Origin of the sequence: Mesorhizobium sp. YM1C-6-2 (assembly GCF_003666685.1) — a bacterium.
Lineage (GTDB): Bacteria > Pseudomonadota > Alphaproteobacteria > Rhizobiales > Rhizobiaceae > Mesorhizobium_K.
In genome coordinates, this window is sequence record NZ_RCIZ01000001.1 from 851322 (window position 1) to 868081 (window position 16760).

Here is a 16760-nt window from a genome sequence, read left to right on the forward strand (position 1 = left end):
GATGAAGCGGCTCCTCCTTCTCGGCACCGGCGGCATCGCCGCCCATCATGTCCAGGAGTTCGCGGCGATTCCCGAATGCGGGATCGTCGCCTGCGTCGATCTCGTGCCGGGCAAGGCTGCCAAATTCGCCGCGGAGAACGGCATAGAGCGTCATTTCGACAGCCTGGAGGAGGCGCTTGGCTGGGGCGGTTTCGACGCCGCCGTCAACTGCACGCCTGATGGCGTGCACAAGGCCACCACGCTGGCGCTGCTGGCGGCGGGAAAGCATGTCTTCTGCGAGAAGCCGCTGGCGCCAAGTCACGCCGACGCTCTCGCCATGACCGAAGCGGCGGAAGCCGCCGGGCTGGTCAACATGGTGAACCTCACCTACCGCAATTCCCCGGCGCTGCAGCAGGCGCGCAGGATGGTCGAGGCAGGCGAGATCGGCACGCTGCGCCATGTCGAGGCGGCCTACCGGCAGAGCTGGCTGGTCTCGAAGGCCTGGGGCGACGCGATGAGCGAGCCGCAATGGCTGTGGCGCCAGTCCACCGCGCACGGCTCGACCGGCGTGCTGGGCGACGTCGGCATCCACATGCTCGACTTCGCGAGTTTTGGCGCGGCAGACGACTTCGCCAGCCTGAAGGCGGAGCTGGTGACCTTCCCGAAGGTCGAAGGCGATCGCATCGGCGACTATGTGCTCGACGCCAACGACAGCGTGGCGATGACGGCGCGGCTGAAGTCCGGTGCGCTGGCGACGGTCCTCGCCACGCGCTTCGCCACCGGCCACCTGAACGACCTGTCGCTTTCGCTGCACGGCACCAGGGGCGCGCTGAAGGTCGAGACGGACGGCGGCGCCTCGCGGCTCTCGGCCTGCCTCGGCGCCGACATCGACAGGAACCGTTGGGTGCAGCTCGAGACGCCGCCGGTCAAGCGCAACGCAAGGCGCTTCGCCGACGCGCTGCTGGCCGGCGTGAACGGCGATCCGTCCTTCCGGCGCGCCGCCGACATCCAGAAGCTGATCGACGCGGCCTTCCAGAGCTCCGCATCGGACCGCACGGTCGTCGTCGCCTGGAGCACTTCCGGGGAAAGCGGGAACCGGTTTCGGCCGGGATTGCGGCCGGCACGGCCTGCCGCGGCGGTAATTTGCGGGGCATAGCGGCCACCAGACGTTGCCTCATCGTCCGGCTGACGCTAACGATCAACGACGCGAACTGCCGCAATGGGAAAACCGTCATTGGATCCGGTCGAAAAAGCGATCCGTAGCGCACTTGAGAAGGGGAATGCCGAGGATCGCGCCTTCCGCGAGAAGGTCTATCGCTCGGCCTTCGCCGCGCTGGATCGTGCGACGGCCTCGCAGCCCCAGTTGACCGTCGAGATGGCGATCAAGCGCCGGCAGAGCCTGCAGGCGAAGATCACCAGCATCGAATCGGAATATCTGCCGGCAGCCCCCGCTCTGCCCGTCCATCCCGGCGAGGTGCCGGTCGTCTCGCTCGACGAGTCGCAGGGCGTGTCCGAGGCTCCGGCCGTGGAAGCGCCCGCCATGGACGCCGGTGGCGAGCCGGAGGCGGCGCCTTCGATTGCGCTGGACCGCGAAGCGGAGCCCACGGCGGCGGCTCCGGAGGTGGATTTCGGTCCCGGCCCTGCGGCCGAGCCGGTGCTTGCCGGTCCCGCCCCCGCGGCGGCGACGGTCGCGCCGGACCGCGACGAGAGGCGGGCGAGGCGGCGCCGCCCGCTGGCCGCGATGTTCGTTACCGTGACGCTGCTCTGCGCGGTCGCGATCGGCGGCTGGTGGGCCTATGAGCTCGGCCTGTTCAAGCTTCCCTCGGGGCCGCCGCCCGCCCCGCCGCAGATCGTCCACGAAGAGGATTTCGATCCCGTCGACGAGGTCCCGCTGCAGCCCGGCGAGCCCGGCGGCACGCAGGAGCTGCGCAACTGGATCACCGTGTTCTCGCCCGACGATCCCTCGGTAGCGAATGCGCCGAGCGGCGCCAGCGCGGAAGTGAGCGAGGATGAATCCGGCCAGTTCATGCGCATCCGGTCCGGCACCACGGGCTCGGCGGTGGTGTTCGACGTCGGGCAGGGCATCCTCGAGCAGATCGTCGGCAAGAAGGCGGTGTTCGACATATCGGCGCGTTCCGAGGACGGCACGCAGACGCAGATCTCGATAAGCTGCGATTTCGGCGAGCTCGGCGACTGTGGCCGCAAGCGCTATGCCGTCGGCTACGAGCGCGGCGAATATCTCTTCGACGTCCAGTTGCCGGCCAACCGGCCAGGCGCCGCCGGCTCGATCGCCATCAATTCCGACTTCTCCAACGAGGGCAAGGCGGTCGACATCTACGAGATCAAGGTCTCGGTGGTAGAGTAGGGGCTCCGGCGCCCTTCAATCCAGCAGCGCCTGCAGCGTCTCGATGTGGTCGGCCTCGGCGGTCGGCTTGTCCCAGCGCAGGCGCGAGATGCGCGGAAAGCGCATGGCGACGCCCGACTTGTGCCTTGTCGAGCGGTTCAGCCCCTCGAAGGCGACCTCCAGCACCAGCCCGTTGTCGCGGTCGGCGCGCACCGAGCGAACCGGCCCGAAACGCTCGATCGTGTTGTCGCGCACATATTTGTCAATCTGCTTCAGTTCCTCGTCGGTGAAGCCGAAATAGGCCTTTCCGACAGGCACAAGCTCTTCCTCGCCCGTCGGGCCCGACCACACCCCGAACGTGTAATCGGAATAGAAGCTGGAGCGCTTGCCGTGGCCGCGCTGCGCATACATCAGAACGGCGTCGACCGTGTGCGGGTCGCGCTTCCACTTGAACCACGGGCCCTTCGGCCGTCCTGCGAGGTAGGGCGAATCCAGCCGCTTCAGCATGACGCCCTCGATGACAGGATGCGGCGGATGGGTGCGCATGTCGTTCAGCGCATCCCATGAGGAGAAGGGCGCCAGCGGCGAAAGGTCGAAGCGGGCCGGGTCGAGCGTCGCGATGAAGGCTTCCAGGCGTTTGCGCCGCTCGGTGAAGGGCAGGGGCCTGAGGTCCTCCTCGCCGAACTGCAAAATGTCGTAGCAGCGCATGAAGGCCGGAAACCTGTCCCGGATCTTCGGCGACACCGTCTTGCGGTTCAGCCGCTGCTGCAGGTCGGAGAAGGTGCCGGTCGCGTGGACCGGATCGCCGACCAGAAGCTCGCCGTCGAGCGCGGCGGAAAAATCCATCGCGTCGACGAGGTCGGGGAAAGCGCCTGACACGTCGTCGCCGGTGCGCGAATAGAGCCGGCGGATGCCGCTTTCCGACACCGCCTGCACGCGGATGCCGTCCCATTTCCACTCGGCGGCGTAGTCGGCGGGATCGAGCTTTTCGAGGTCGCGGTCCTCGACGGGATTGGAGAGCATGACCGGCCGGAACAGCGCCTTTGCCGCTTTCTCGGGCTTCGGCGCCTTGCCTTCCAGCCAGGCGAAGAGCTCGGTGTAGGGGGCCTTGAGCCCGTGCCACAGTTCCTCGATCTCGGACACGTCGACCTTGCCGAAATCGGCGAGCGCCTGCTTCGCCAGCCTTGCCGAGACGCCGATCCTGAGGCCCCCGGTGACCAGCTTGATGATGGCGAAGCGCGCCTCGATGCTGGCGCTGTCCAGCAGTCGCGCCAGCACGGTCGGCCCGTCCGAGCGGCTGGCCGATTGCAGCGCGCTAACCACCTCGCCGAGCGTCGGCTCGTGATTGGGCTTCTGATGCGGCGGCGGATCGGGCCAGACCAGCGACACGGTCTCTGCGAGGTCTCCGACATAGTCGTAGGAATATCCGAACAGCACCGGGTCCATGCGTTCGGTGATGAGCATCCTCAGCATGGCGGGCTTCACCGCGGCGATCGACAGGTCGCCGGTGATGGCCGCCAGCGCATAGCCGCGGTCGGGGTCCTCCACGGTGCGGAAATAGTCGGTGAGCAGCGTCAGCTTGCCGTTGCGCGCCGGCGTCAGCACGAGGCGGTCGAGGAGTTCGGCGAAGCGGTTCATCAATCCGCCTCGTCCTCGTAGCCGACGAGATGCAGCGCCTTGGCCGAGATGCCCTGCAGCTCGCACCAGCGCACCAGCGCCTCCTCGCGGCCATGCGTCACCCAGATCTCGCTCGCGCCCGTCTCGACGATTGTTTCCAGAAGCTCGTCCCAGTCGGCATGGTCGGAGATGATGAGCGGCAGTTCGACGCCGCCCTGCTTGGCGCGCTGGCGGATGCGCATCCAGCCGGAGGCGAAGGAGGAGATCGGGTCGGGGAAGCGCCGCGCCCAGCGGTCGGCGAAGGCGGACGATGGTCCCACGACGATGGCGCCGGCGAAATCGCTTTTCGAGCCGCCCTCGACGGTGGCAGGCCTGAGGTCGCCGAGATCGATCCCCTCCGACTGGTAGTATTCGCAGAGCGTCGCCATTGCGCCGTGGATGTAGATTGGCTTGCCGTAGCCGGAGTCGCGCAGCAGGCGGACGACGCGCTGCGCCTTGCCGAGTGCGTAGGCGCCGACCAGATGCGCGCGCTCGGGAAACTGCTCCGTCGATTTGATGAGTTTGGCGATCTCGTTTGTGTCGGGCGGATGGCGGAAGACTGGCAGGCCGAATGTCGCCTCGGTGATGAAGACATCGCAGCGGATAGGCTCGAAGGGCAGGCAGGTGGCGTCCGGCTGGCGCTTGTAGTCGCCCGACGCGACGATGCGCATCCCCTCATGCTCGACGCAGATCTGCGCCGAGCCCAGCACATGGCCGGCCGGGTGGAAGGTGACGGCGACGCCGTTGACGTTCACCGTCTCGCCGAGCACCGCTTCCTGCGTCGTGCCTGCGAACTCCTCGCCGTAGCGCAGGCCCATGATGTCGAGCGTCTGGCGCGTCGCCAGCACCGACCCGTGGCCCGAGCGGGCATGGTCGGAATGGCCGTGCGTGATCAGCGCGCGCGGCACTGGCCGCACCGGGTCGATATAGAAATCGCCGGGCGCGCAATAGAGGCCGCCGGGTTTGGGACAAAGCAGGTCGCGTGGACGCATGGCGCAAAGATAGGTGTTTTGCACCTGCCGGGAAGATGCGTTTGTCAGCAGTGACGTGCCCTGGAAAAAGCCGCTTGCGCTTTTTTTCGGGACGCAGCATAGACGCGCGTCCTTCCCGAGCGAGCTCCGATGAGCGTGATCTTCAGCCTGTCTTCCGGCGATCCGGCGGCCGACCGCCGCGTGGACTTCGCCCTTATGCTGTTCGCCGAAGGGGACTATCCCGGGGCCGCGGAGACGCTGCTTGCGGCCATGGAGATGGTGCCGGGCTGGGCGCTCGGCTGGTTCCAGCTCGGCGAATTCTACGAGGCGGCGGGCGACACCGCCGCGGCCATCGCCGCCTGGCGGGCCGCGCTGAGGCTCGATCCGGCGGACCACAGTGGCGCCAGCCTGAAGCTCGCTTTGGCGGGGGCCGAGAGCGACGCGGCCGCCATGCCCGGCGCCTTCGTGGAAATGCTGTTCGACCAGTATGCGTCGAAGTTCGACCAGGCGCTGGTCAACGGGCTCGGCTACCGCGCGCCGGTCCTGCTGGAGGCGGCAATTCGCTCGACGGGGCCCGAGCGGTTCCCGCTGGCGCTCGACCTCGGCTGCGGCACCGGGCTGATGGGCGAGCGGCTGCGTTCGATGTGCGACCGGCTGGAAGGCGTAGACATTTCGTCGGAAATGCTGCGCAAGGCGCGCGAGAAAGGCATCTATGACCGGCTGGAAAAGGCCGACCTCCAGAACTTGTCCCATGCCGGGCCGCTGCCGGATCTCGTCACCGCCGCGGATGTTTTCATGTATGTCGGGGCGCTGGACGGAATTTTTCCGACGGTTTCCCGCCTGCTCGCGCCCGACGGGCTGTTCGCCTTTTCGGTCGAGCGGCTGGACACGCAGGACGGCTTCGCCCTGCAGCCTTCGCGGCGCTATGCGCATTCGGAAACCTATCTGCGCCGCATCCTGTCGGACAGCGGCCTGACGCCGGTCTCCGTGAGGACCGAGAGGATCCGCGATGACCGCAAGGAGCCGGTGCAGGGGCTGATCGTGACCGCTTCCCGCGGTTGATGCGCGTTCATTGCTGACAAGCCTTGTCAGCAGCATGTCGCTATAACCTCCCTGCACTGCAGGAGGGACTGATGAGCGGCTTTGGCGATTTCGATTTCCTGATCGGCGGGTGGAATATCACCAACGAGTTCCTGAAAGGCCGGCTGGTCGGCTCGAACGATTGGGAGACGTTTCCGGCCACATCGAAGGTCGAGAAGGTCATGCCGATTACCGACGGCTCGAATGCGGGCGGCCATGGCGGCAATCTCGACACGATGTTCGTGCCGGCGCGCGGCTTCACGGGCATGACGCTGCGCCTGTTCGATCCCAAGACCGGCCTCTGGTCCATCTACTGGTCGGACACCAAGAGCTTCAGGCTGTTCCCGCCGACCGTCGGCCGCTTCGAGAACGGACGCGGCGTGTTCTTCGGCGACGACGTCGAGGGCGGCATGCCGGTACGCGTGCGCTTCGACTGGACGGCGGGCAACAGTCCGGTCTGGGAACAGTCCTTCACGACAGATGGCGAAAAAACCTGGGAGAAGAACTGGATCATGCGTTTCGAGCGCGCCTGACACTCGCGCCTCGATCCCCTTTTGTTCCATTTTTCGCTTGGCTAGGGTTGGCGCGCGCGCTACCTCTGGCGCGTGACGCGACAGTTCAAGCCCAAGGCAGATCCCAAAGCCGCGGCCGCGATCCTGCCGGACCAGTTCATAAAATGGTTCGCGGAGCGCGGCTGGTCGCCGCGCGCCCATCAGATCGAGCTGCTTGCCAAGGCGCAGGCCGGCAAGTCCGTGCTCTTGATCGCGCCGACCGGGGCGGGCAAGACGCTCGCCGGCTTCATGCCGACGCTGACCGATCTCGCCGAACGCCCGAAGCGCAAGCCGGGCGAAGCCAGGCGAGGCATCCACACGCTCTATATCTCGCCGCTGAAGGCGTTGGCCGTCGACATCCAGCGCAATCTCGCCAGGCCGGTCGAGGAGATGGGCCTGCCGCTGACGCTGGAGACGCGCACCGGCGACACGCCGGCGCACAAGCGCCAGCGCCAGAAGCTCGTGCCGCCCGACATACTGCTCACCACGCCCGAGCAGCTCGCACTTTTGATCGCGACGTCGGATGCAAAACGCTTCTTCGAAGATCTGCGCTACGTCGTTTTCGACGAGCTGCATTCGCTGGTGACTTCGAAGCGCGGGCATCTCTTGGCGTTGGGCCTGGCGCGGCTGCGCGCCATCGTGCCCGGCCTGCAGGCGATCGGCCTGTCGGCCACCGTCGCCGATCCGGACGAGCTTCGCCGCTGGCTGGTGCCGCAGGAGCCGCCGGGCGAGATGGCCGAGCTGATCACGGTCGCGGGCGGCGCCAAGCCCGACGTGTCGGTACTGGACTCCCGCGAGCGCGTGCCGTGGCAGGGCCATTCCTCGCGCTATGCGATCCCCGAGATCTACGAGCTGGTGAAACAGCACAAGACCTCGCTGCTTTTCGTCAACACGCGCAGCCAGGCGGAGCTTCTGTTCGCCGAGCTCTGGCGCATCAACGAGGATTCGCTGCCGATCGCCCTGCATCACGGCTCGCTCGACGTCAGCCAGCGCCGCCGCGTCGAGAAGGCGATGGAGACGAACAGCCTGCGCGCCATCGTCGCGACGTCGACGCTCGACCTCGGCATCGACTGGGGCGACGTCGACCTCGTCATCCATGTCGGCGCGCCGAAGGGGGCGAGCCGGCTGGCGCAGCGCATCGGCCGCTCCAACCACCGCATGGACGAGCCGTCCAAGGCTATCCTGGTGCCGTCAAACCGCTTCGAGGTACTGGAATGCCGCGCGGCGCTCGAGGCGTCGACGGTGGGCGCTCAGGACACGCCGCCACTCAACGAAGGCGCGCTCGATGTGCTGGCGCAGCATGTGCTCGGCGTCGCCTGCGGCGCGCCCTTCGACGCCGACGACCTCTACCGCGAGGTGCTTTCCGCCGCGCCCTATGCCGGTCTCGCGCGGGAGACATTCGACCGCGTCGTCGATTTCGTCGCCACCGGCGGCTATGCGCTGAAAAGCTACGAGCGCTACGCCCGCATCCGCAAGACCAAGGAAGGGCTCTGGCGGGTCACCCATCCGCGCATCGCCCAGCAGTACCGGCTGAATGTCGGCACCATCATCGAGGTGCCGGCGCTGAATGTGCGCTACGTCCGCTACGGCAAGGGGCCGGTCGCGCGCGGCGGCCCGGTGCTCGGCAAGATCGAGGAAGCGTTCCTGGAAACCCTGGTCTATGGCGACACCTTCCTGTTCGCGGGAAAGGTGCTGCGCTTCGAGGGCATCCGCGAGAACGAGTGTTTCGTCTCCAACGCGCCCGGCAAGGACGCCAAGGTGCCCTATTACGGCGGCGGAAAATTCCCGCTGTCGACCTATCTCGCCGACCAGGTGCGCGGCATGCTGGCCGATCCCAAGCGCTGGAAGGCGTTGCCCGAGCAGGTGGCCGACTGGCTGCGGCTGCAGGCCGAATTCTCGATCCTGCCAAAACGCGGCGATCTTCTGGTCGAGACCTTTCCGAACGGCAACCGCTTCTACATGGTCGCCTATCCTTTCGAGGGACGGCTGGCGCACCAGACGCTCGGCATGCTGCTCACCCGGCGGCTGGAGCGGATGGGGGCGAAACCTCTTGGCTTCGTCGCCACCGACTATGTGCTCGGCGTCTGGGCGCTGGGCGACATGGGCCACATGTTCAAGTCGGGCAGGATCAGGCTCGGCCAGCTTTTCGACGAGGACATGCTGGGCGACGACCTCGATGCCTGGCTGGCCGATTCATGGATGCTGAAGCGCACCTTCCGCGCCTGCGCGCAGATCTCGGGCCTGATCGAGAAGCGTTTTCCCGGACAGGAGAAGAGCGGCCGCCAGGTGACCGTCTCGGCCGATCTCATTTACGACGTTTTGCGCACGCATGAGCCAGACCACATCCTTTTGCAGGCGACGCGGGCGGACGCGGCGGCCGGGCTCCTCGATGTCAGGAGACTTGCCGGCATGCTGTCGCGTATAAAAGGCCGAATCGTGCACAAGGATCTCGACCGGATCTCGCCTCTCGCCGTGCCGATCATGCTGGAAGTCGGGCGCGAGCGGGTCGACGGGGAGGCGGGCGATTCGCTCCTGTCGGAAGCGGAAGAGTTGATCGCGGAAGCAATAGGCAAGGGAAGCAAGCGCAATTGAGAGGGGCCGAACCGATCTTCCTTCCGGGCGCGGGCAACGCTGCCGAGATCGCGGTGGCGGGCGAGGCCGCGCTCTGCGACCGCCGCGGCGCGCTCTTTTTCCCTGACCTAGGGCTGCTCTGCGTCTCCGACCTGCATCTGGAGAAGGGTTCGTCCTTCGCCCGCCGCGGCATGCTGGTGCCGCCCTATGATACCGCCGCGACGCTGCTTCGGCTCCAGGCCGTCATCGACTACTATAGGCCCAGGATCGTCGTCAGCCTCGGCGACAGTTTCCATGACGACGAGGGCTCGTCGCGGCTGCCGAGCCGGATGCGGCTCGACCTGTCCGCGCTGATGGCGGGACGCGACTGGTTCTGGGTGTCGGGCAACCACGATCCCAGCCCGCCGGCCGGCCTGCCGGGCGACACGGTCGAGGCGCTGGCGGTCGGCGCGCTCACCTTCCGCCATGAGCCGTCGAAGAAATCTCCCCCCGGCGAAATCGCCGGCCACCTGCACCCTTGCGCGCGCATCGTGCAGCGCGGCCGCTCGGTGCGCCGCCGCTGCTTCGCCTCCGATGGCGAGCGCATCGTCATGCCGGCCTTCGGCGCCTATACCGGCTCGCTCAACGTGCTCGACCGCGCCTATGCCGGCCTGTTCCGCCCCGATGGGCTGATCGCCTACATGATCGGGGCGAGCAAGGTGTTCGCCATCGCAGGCGCGATGCTCAGGCCGGGTTAATCCTTCCGGAAAACGATCCGTCCGAGCCATCCCGTCACCACCGCGAGCAGCGTCGCCAGGATGCCGTAGCTCGGTCCGTGGTTGGTGGAGAAGCGGTAGATCGTCTGCTCGAAGCCCGACTTCACGATCGACAGCTGCGCCGAGCTTTCCTTGATGAATACGCCGTTCTTGAACAGGAAGGCGCGCGCCTTGTGCGTCCCGACCGGCACGCTGGGCGACAGCGGCAGCGAGGCCCGGAACAGGCTCTGCGACAGGAACTCGACGCCGCCGACGCGCATGCTGAACAGCCCGGCGGCGGCCTTGCGGTCGCGCAGCGCCTGCCGGAACTGCTCGATCGTCTGCGGGTTGCCGTCGCGGTCGAGCGGCTCGATGTGCAGGTTGTCCGCGCCGAGCGACAGCCGCTTGTAGCTGTCGGTGTCGGTGATGTCCTGCGGCATGCGCGTGGTGGCGACCGAATAGGAGACCGGCACATTGGTGAAGGTTTCCGAATGCAGGTTGATCCACACGCCGAGCACGCGGTCCTTGCGGCGCACCACGATGTCCTGCGCCGGCCCTTCGAGGACGACGATGATGTCGTAGCGGCCCTGCCTTGCGACCAGCGGATCGGAATTGTCGACGGAGCCGAAGATGGTGAGGTCGGCTCCGCTGAAGTCGGCGGTGATCGTCACCCGGTTGGTGGAAAGGCCGATCTGGATCGCTTCCGGGTTGGGGGCAGGCTGCTGCGGCCCCTGTTCCGCGCCCCGGGCCGGCTCGTGCACGACGCCCTCCAGCTCCTCCTGCGCGGCGGCCGGCGCGATCAGGGTGGCCGTGGCGAGAAGCAGCGCGGGAAGGAAGAGCCGCGCCATCTCAAAATCCCGGCGTCGCAAGGGAGTAGATGGATTGCGGCTTCACGAAGAGGTCGAAGCCGAGCCTCAGCGCCACGGCGAGCACCAGCAGCGCAAGCAGTGCGCGAAGCTGCTCGCCGCGCAGCCGCTGCCCGGCCTTGGCGCCGTACTGCGCGCCGGCGACGCCACCGATCATCAGCATGAAGGCGAGCACGATGTCGACGGTGTGGCTGGTCGAGGCGTGCACGATGGTGGTGTAGGCGGCGACGAAGATGATCTGGAACAGCGACGTGCCGACGACGACGTTGGTCGGCACCTTGAGCAGGTAGATCAGCGCCGGCACCATGATGAAGCCGCCGCCGACGCCCATGATCGAGGAGAGGAAGCCGATGCCGGCGCCGAGCCCTATGACGGGAATGACGCTGACGAACAGCTTCGAGGCGCGGAAGCGCATCTTCAGCGGCAGGCGGTGGATCCAGTTGTGCTGGCCGGGCTTCTTGAGCGTCGGCGCGGCGCCGTCGCGGGCGCGGCGGATGGCGCGCACGCTTTCGACCAGCATCAGTCCGCCGACCGTGCCGAGCAGCGCGACATAGAGCAGCGAGACGAACAGGTCGAGCTGGCCGAGGCTGCGCAGCAGCGTGAAGACGTAGATGCCGACCGTCGACCCGACCACGCCTCCTCCGAGCAATACGGTGCCCAGCTTGAAGTCGATCGTCCCCTTCTTCATGTGCGACAAGGCGCCCGAGAAGGAGGAGGCGATGACCTGGTTGGCGCCGGTGGCAACGGCGATGGCGGGCGGAATGTTGTAGAAGATCAGCAGCGGCGTGATGAGGAAGCCGCCGCCGACCCCGAACATACCGGACAGGAACCCGACCGCTGCGCCCATCGCGAGCAGCACGAACAGGTTCACCGACAGTTCAGCGATCGGCAGATAGATGCCCACCCGCACTCATTCCAATAGCTAGAGGCCTCGGCCCTCCTGAAGCAGGATGGCAGAGGCGAGTTAGCCAGCACTTGCGCCGACAATGCGGCGAAGTCAAACCTCACCGAATTTGTAGAAATAAATTATATCTCAATCAGTTAATGCAGACGTTACTGGTCTGCCGAAGGTCGGTCTGCGACCTTTGCGCCCCTATTTGCGGGCAAGCAGCGTGCCGACCAGCGTCTGGTCGATCTCGCCGGTCGGCTCCATGCCATTGTCCTTCTGGAACTGGACGATGGCCGCCCTCGTCTTGCCGCCCATCACGCCGTCGGGATTGCCGACATCGTATCCGTTCTTGTTGAGGACCGCCTGGATGTCCTGCACGGCCTTCTTCATGTCGACGCTGGCGGTCTTCTCGCCGCTCTCCTGCCAGGCAGCCGGGATGTCGGCGGTGTTCGCCGCGGGATCGAGCGACTTCGGCTTCCAGAGCTCGGCGGCGGCGCGGGCGCGTTCGAGCTGCTCGGGGCGCAGCGCGTTGCCGATCTCGTCACGCTTGTTGGCGGCGTCCTTGTCGCCGGTCTTGGCGACCAGCGCGAACCATTTGTAGGATTCCTCCAGGCTCTGGTGCATGCCGACGCCCTTGGCGCTGAGGATGCCGAGGTTGAACTGGCTGTCCTTGACGCCGAGCTCGGCCGCCTGCGTGAACCACTTGGCCGCGGCGTCGTTGTCGGTACCGCCGTCGGCGCCCATCGCATAGAGCACGGCGAGATTGTGCATGGCGCTGGCATTGCCGTTTTCGGCCGCCTTTTCATACCAGCCGCGCGCCTTGTTCAGGTCGCGGGTGACGCCCAGCGCCTTCTCGTACATGTTGCCGATGCGATACTGTGCCGGCGCGAAGCCGGCTTCGGCCGCCTTCTCGTACCACTTGGCGGCCTCGGCCATGTCGGACTGCATGCCGCGGCCTTCGGCGTAGCGGGTAGCGATCTCGTAGAGCGCCTTCGCGTCGCCGGTGGCGGCCGCCTCGCGCAGCGGCAGCGGGCCGGCCTCGTTCGGAACCTCCATCGACGCCACCGGCGCCGGTACGGCAGCGTCGATGATTTCGGTGATGTGCTCGACCGGCGCCACGGCGGCGATCTTCACGCCCATCGGAAAGTCGTCGGCGGGAGCCTCCTCCACCAGCGCGTTCGCGGTGGAGGTCGGGTCCATGTCGGCCGCGCCCATGTCGATCGAGGCAGGCGCCTCGCCTGCCGTGACGTCGATGCTCTCGTCTCCGATCGCATCCATGGGTTGTTCTTCGATTGCATCGGCCGTGCGCACCGCGTCGGCTGCGGGCGAAGCCGTCGCCTTGTCGGCGGCTTGCTGCGTGCTGCCGAGCGGCGTGGCGTCGAACCGTGCCGCGACGGGCGCCGACTCGGCAGGCGCCGTTTCGCCAAAGCCCGCGATTTCCCCGCCGTCCTTCATGTAGGATTTGCCGAGCTGCAGCGCGGCGAGCGTAGTCAGTATGGCGGTCGCCGCCATCAGGATCGACTTGCGGCGGGTCTTCAATATGTCGCCGATCCGCAGCGCCTTCACCGGGCTGCCGACATCGGACTTGCGCTTCTTCACGTCGGCCTCGGCAGCGGCGGCCTGGGCGGCGCGCCGCGCCGCGGCGATGAAGTCGGACTTGCCGGCGTCGGTCTCGCTCGCGCGGACCGGCTGGCTGCGTTCGTCGCGCACGCGCCGCATGATCGCGTTGAGGTCGGGTCCGCCCGAACCCGGCTCCAGCGGCCGGTTGACGGCCTTCGGATCGAGCGGCATGTCGAGGTCCACCGTGGGCGCCATGTCGACGGCCGGCTCGGGGGCCGTGGAACCGGCGAGTTCCGGCTCTTCCTTGGCCTGCTTGTTGCCGCCGAAGGCGCGGGTGAGGCCGCCGAGCATGGAGCGGACGCGGCTCGCGCCCTGCTCGGGCTCGGCCGGCTGTTCCGTGCCGAGGGCGGCCAGCGCCGCCGCGGCGGCAGCCTGCGCGGGGGTGCGCTCGACCGAGGCGTGAACGGCGGCCGCTTCCTGGCCGGGATAGGCATCCTGCGCGTCGATCGAAGGCGCGTCCCTGAGCTCCAGCTTGCGCGCGGGTCCCGGAGCGGCATCGCGTTCGAGCGAGCTCATGCGGTCGACGATTTTCAGCAGCGTGTCGTGGATCGCCTCGAAAGTCTTGGAGTTGCGCTCGTCGGAGCGGCGCGTCAGGTCTTCCAGCGCCTTGAGCTCGTCGGCGAGCCCCGAGACGGCGCCCGTTTCCGGCTGGCCGAGGGCGAGCGAGCGCGCCGCGTTCTCGGCGGCGGTGCGCGCCGCCTCGATGACCGACTCGCGGCTGTCCGCGATCGTCTTCTCGATCTCCTTCAGCCGCGGCGAGATGTCGACGAATTCCGGCAGCGGCGCAGTCGGGCGGGCAAGGTGCGACGAGAGCCCGGCGACCTGCGCCTCCAGGCTCCGCACCAGTTCCGGATCGATGCCGGCAAACTGGCTGGCCGACTGGTCGAGGCGCTGCGAGATGCCCTCGAGCCTGGTCTCCAGGCCGCGGATGACCTCGTCGCCGACGCCGTCGCGCCGGCCGCTGTCCAGCGTCTCGGCAAAGGCGGAGAAGCGTGCGTCGATCGCCTTCATGATCGAATGTCCGTCCAGCGCGGCGTCTGCCTGGCGCTGCTCGAACCGTTCGGCGACGTCGTTCAGACGGCGCTCGAGTTCGCGAAACAGCGTGTTGCCCTGTTCGAGGGCGTCTTCCTGGCGGCGCTCGAACAGGTTGGACAGCACGTCGAAGCGCTGTTCGATCCCCGAGAATATCTCGCCGACGTCGGGCACCTTCGGAGCGTGGTCGACTTTGTCGGCGATGACCGAGATCTGGTAGGCGAGCCGCTCGATCGCCTCGTCCGGTATCGCGGTGCGTGCCGCAAGCTCGTCGACCCGCCGTGACAGCGCCTGCAGGTGCTCTGTCACCTCATTGCCGGGACGGTCCTCGGCGACTTCCTCGATCTGCCTGGCAAGTGCGGAGATGCGCGCCTCGATCCGCTCGAACGGCTCGGGATCGGCGTGATGCTGCTGGGCGGCGACGGTGGCGCCGACGATGGCGCGCGAGATCTCGTCCAGCCGCTCTTCTATATGGGCGAAGGTCTGGCTGGCGTGGCCGCCCTGCTGCTCGATGAAATGTTCGAGCGCGCCCGCGAGCGTGCGCACCTTCTCCTCCAGCGAGCGCAGCGACAGCGATTCGGGCAGGTTGCCCACCGCCTGGCTGATCTGTTCGAGGCGGTCGGTCAGCGCCGCCAGCTCGGCATTGTTCGTCCCGTCTCCGGCATTGGCCGAGATGCGGTGCTCGAAATCGTTGAAGCGCTGGTCGAAGGCGGCCCAGCGGCGGTCGACGGAAAGTACGGTCTCTTCCCGCGCCAGCGTGTCGAGCGCCGACTTCATCTGCTCGACCTCAAGCCGGAGCAGGTTGACGCTGCGGTCGTCGGCGCGTTCGCCGAGCGCTTCCATCGCGCCGGACAGGCGCTCGAGGTCGAGGCCGAGCTTGCCGGCCGCATTGCCGCCCGAAGCGGAATTGTGCTGGAAATCCCGGCGCAGCGTGTCGAATTCGCGGCGCAGGCTCGACGCCATCTGGTGGCGCAGCTCCTCGCGCAGGCCTTTCAGTTCGCCGGCGATCTTGCCGAAGGCGGCGACGCCGTCCTCGTCCCGGCGCACGCGCTCGATGTCGCGCGCGATAGACCGGTAGGGGAGGTCCTGGGCGCTGCGGGCTTCCGGCGCGCGCGGCGTTGTCGGCTGATTCTCGAAGCCGCCGGCGTTTCGCTGCGGCTGGCGACTATTGCCGGCCACCTCCTCGCGGTTGCGTTCGATCCGCCGCTCCAGCGTGTCGAGCGAGCGGTTGAGCTGCTCCAGCGATGCGTAGGATCGCCTCTGCCGGCCGGCATTGACTGCGTCGAGGTAGGACCGCTTGCTGTTCATCGAAACGCTCGTTCGCCTCTGGCTGGTCGGGGACCAGTTTCCCGTGATTCTCCCATGTCGGGCCGGAGGCGTGCCGCGAGCAAAGCGGCGGAAGCGGGCTCCCGGGCGTGATGCCCTCGCTCCGGAGAACCGTGAAAAAGTCGCTACGGATAGACACGGCGGTCCGACCCGCGCACAATTCCCCGAACGTGGTAAACAAGGCGTTAATCAGGTTTACGATTTGGCAAGATTCGTAAAGATTTTGGCTGCGGCGAGGGCGTCGGGCCCCTGAAAGCGGACACCCGGACTGGAACAAACTGCCGCAGCCGGCTGCAACCATCGCTTGCTTGCATCATAAAACCGCCAGGATTATAGGGCTGCCCTTAACGTAAGGGCGCTTTGGCGTCTGCTTACGATGCATTTTGTTGAAACCACGGCCGGAAGCCCACCCCGCTGCTTTCCGGTCAGGCGCTCTCCCGGCGCCCCAACGGGGAAAGCACAGTGATGATGACGTTTAATCAGGCCGGCGCAGCCGTGCCCAGCAATGACGATGCCGTTTCCGAGACGCAGGAGGAATATACCCGCATCGGCGAGATGGCGAAGACCTATGGCGTGACGCTGCGTACTCTGCGTTTCTACGAGGACAAGGGCCTGATCAGCCCCCTGCGCGACGGCTCGACCCGTCTCTACTCCCGCCGCGACAAGGCTCGGCTCAAGCTGATCCTGCTCGGCCGCAAGGTCGGCTTCTCGCTGCGCGACGTGAAGCAGATCATGGATCTCTACGATCCGAACGGCGCCAACACCAAGCAGTTGCGCCTGACGATCGACAAGTCCGAGAAGCAGCTCGCCCGTCTGCAGAAGCAGCGCGCCGCGATCGACGAGGCGATCTCCGAGCTTTCCGACACGATGGCGATCGTGCGCAAGCTCCTGGCCGAGCGCACCGCTCCGCCCGCCGCCGCCTGACCTGCACTGACTAAAGCGAACGACCGCCGAAGGTGGTCGCCTGCAATCAAGCCTGTTTGGCCCCAAAGCCAAGCAGGCTTTTTTATTCGGCCCCGAAAGGCTCGATTAGCTGCGGACGCAATATTGACGTTTACGCAAACGTCAATATTTTAGGGTGACGTTCCCCAAACGGCATAGGATAGCCTGATGAAGGCCGTCCGGCCCGCCGCAAGAACTG

12 protein-coding genes are annotated in these 16760 nt (G+C 66.9%); 7 read left to right on the forward strand and 5 right to left on the reverse strand.

Annotated features, from left to right (window positions below; all coding sequences use genetic code 11):
* The first annotated feature begins 1 nt into the window (after nt 1).
* Both D8676_RS04100 and D8676_RS04105 read left to right on the forward strand, forming a co-directional pair.
* Nucleotides 2-1135: a Gfo/Idh/MocA family oxidoreductase gene (locus D8676_RS04100; protein WP_121579532.1), complete on the forward strand. Its 1134-nt coding sequence runs from the start codon at nt 2-4 to the stop codon at nt 1133-1135.
* A 78-nt stretch (nt 1136-1213) separates the two neighbouring features.
* Nucleotides 1214-2344, forward strand: coding sequence for a hypothetical protein (locus D8676_RS04105; protein WP_121579533.1), 1131 nt, complete (start codon nt 1214-1216; stop codon nt 2342-2344).
* A gap of 15 nt (nt 2345-2359) precedes the next feature.
* On the opposite strand, the gene D8676_RS04110 is transcribed toward D8676_RS04105, so the two are convergent.
* Both D8676_RS04110 and D8676_RS04115 read right to left on the reverse strand, forming a co-directional pair.
* Nucleotides 2360-3961 (reverse strand): cisplatin damage response ATP-dependent DNA ligase, encoded by a 1602-nt coding sequence (locus tag D8676_RS04110; RefSeq protein ID WP_121579534.1) that lies wholly within the window; start codon nt 3959-3961, stop codon nt 2360-2362.
* Nucleotides 3961-4971 carry a ligase-associated DNA damage response exonuclease gene (locus D8676_RS04115; protein ID WP_121579535.1) on the reverse strand — a complete coding sequence of 337 codons (1011 nt, stop codon included), beginning with the start codon at nt 4969-4971 and terminating at the stop codon, nt 3961-3963. Before D8676_RS04115 ends, D8676_RS04110 begins: the two co-directional genes overlap by 1 nt.
* Before the next feature lie 129 nt (nt 4972-5100).
* Here D8676_RS04115 and D8676_RS04120 point away from each other — a divergent pair, with 129 nt between their 5' ends.
* The 4 genes from D8676_RS04120 to pdeM all read left to right on the forward strand — a co-directional run bounded on the left by D8676_RS04120 (nt 5101) and on the right by pdeM (nt 9889).
* Nucleotides 5101-6012: a methyltransferase domain-containing protein gene (locus tag D8676_RS04120; RefSeq protein WP_245426553.1), complete on the forward strand. Its 912-nt coding sequence runs from the start codon at nt 5101-5103 to the stop codon at nt 6010-6012.
* 71 nt (nt 6013-6083) lie between these two features.
* Nucleotides 6084-6563 (forward strand): hypothetical protein, encoded by a 480-nt coding sequence (locus tag D8676_RS04125; RefSeq protein WP_121579536.1) that lies wholly within the window; start codon nt 6084-6086, stop codon nt 6561-6563.
* Nucleotides 6564-6635: 72 nt separating this feature from the next.
* Nucleotides 6636-9173 (forward strand): ligase-associated DNA damage response DEXH box helicase, encoded by a 2538-nt coding sequence (locus D8676_RS04130; protein WP_121579537.1) that lies wholly within the window; start codon nt 6636-6638, stop codon nt 9171-9173.
* A 14-nt stretch (nt 9174-9187) separates the two neighbouring features.
* Entirely contained in the window at nt 9188-9889 is a 702-nt protein-coding gene (gene pdeM, locus D8676_RS04135; RefSeq protein ID WP_121579746.1) for a ligase-associated DNA damage response endonuclease PdeM, read from the forward strand.
* On the opposite strand, the gene D8676_RS04140 is transcribed toward pdeM, so the two are convergent.
* The 3 genes from D8676_RS04140 to D8676_RS04150 form a co-directional block, all read right to left on the reverse strand.
* The gene (locus tag D8676_RS04140; protein ID WP_121579538.1) at nt 9886-10734 is read right to left on the reverse strand and encodes a TIGR02186 family protein; all 849 of its coding nucleotides are present in this window, start codon (nt 10732-10734) and stop codon (nt 9886-9888) included. The genes pdeM and D8676_RS04140 overlap by 4 nt on opposite strands.
* A gap of 1 nt (nt 10735) precedes the next feature.
* A complete protein-coding gene (locus D8676_RS04145; RefSeq protein ID WP_121579539.1) occupies nt 10736-11656 on the reverse strand; it encodes a sulfite exporter TauE/SafE family protein in 921 nt (306 codons plus the stop codon).
* Nucleotides 11657-11845: 189 nt separating this feature from the next.
* Nucleotides 11846-15601 (reverse strand): SEL1-like repeat protein, encoded by a 3756-nt coding sequence (locus D8676_RS04150; RefSeq protein WP_121579540.1) that lies wholly within the window; start codon nt 15599-15601, stop codon nt 11846-11848.
* A 483-nt stretch (nt 15602-16084) separates the two neighbouring features.
* Here D8676_RS04150 and D8676_RS04155 point away from each other — a divergent pair, with 483 nt between their 5' ends.
* Nucleotides 16085-16543 (forward strand): MerR family DNA-binding transcriptional regulator, encoded by a 459-nt coding sequence (locus D8676_RS04155; protein WP_245426555.1) that lies wholly within the window; start codon nt 16085-16087, stop codon nt 16541-16543.
* Nucleotides 16544-16760 lie beyond the last annotated feature (217 nt).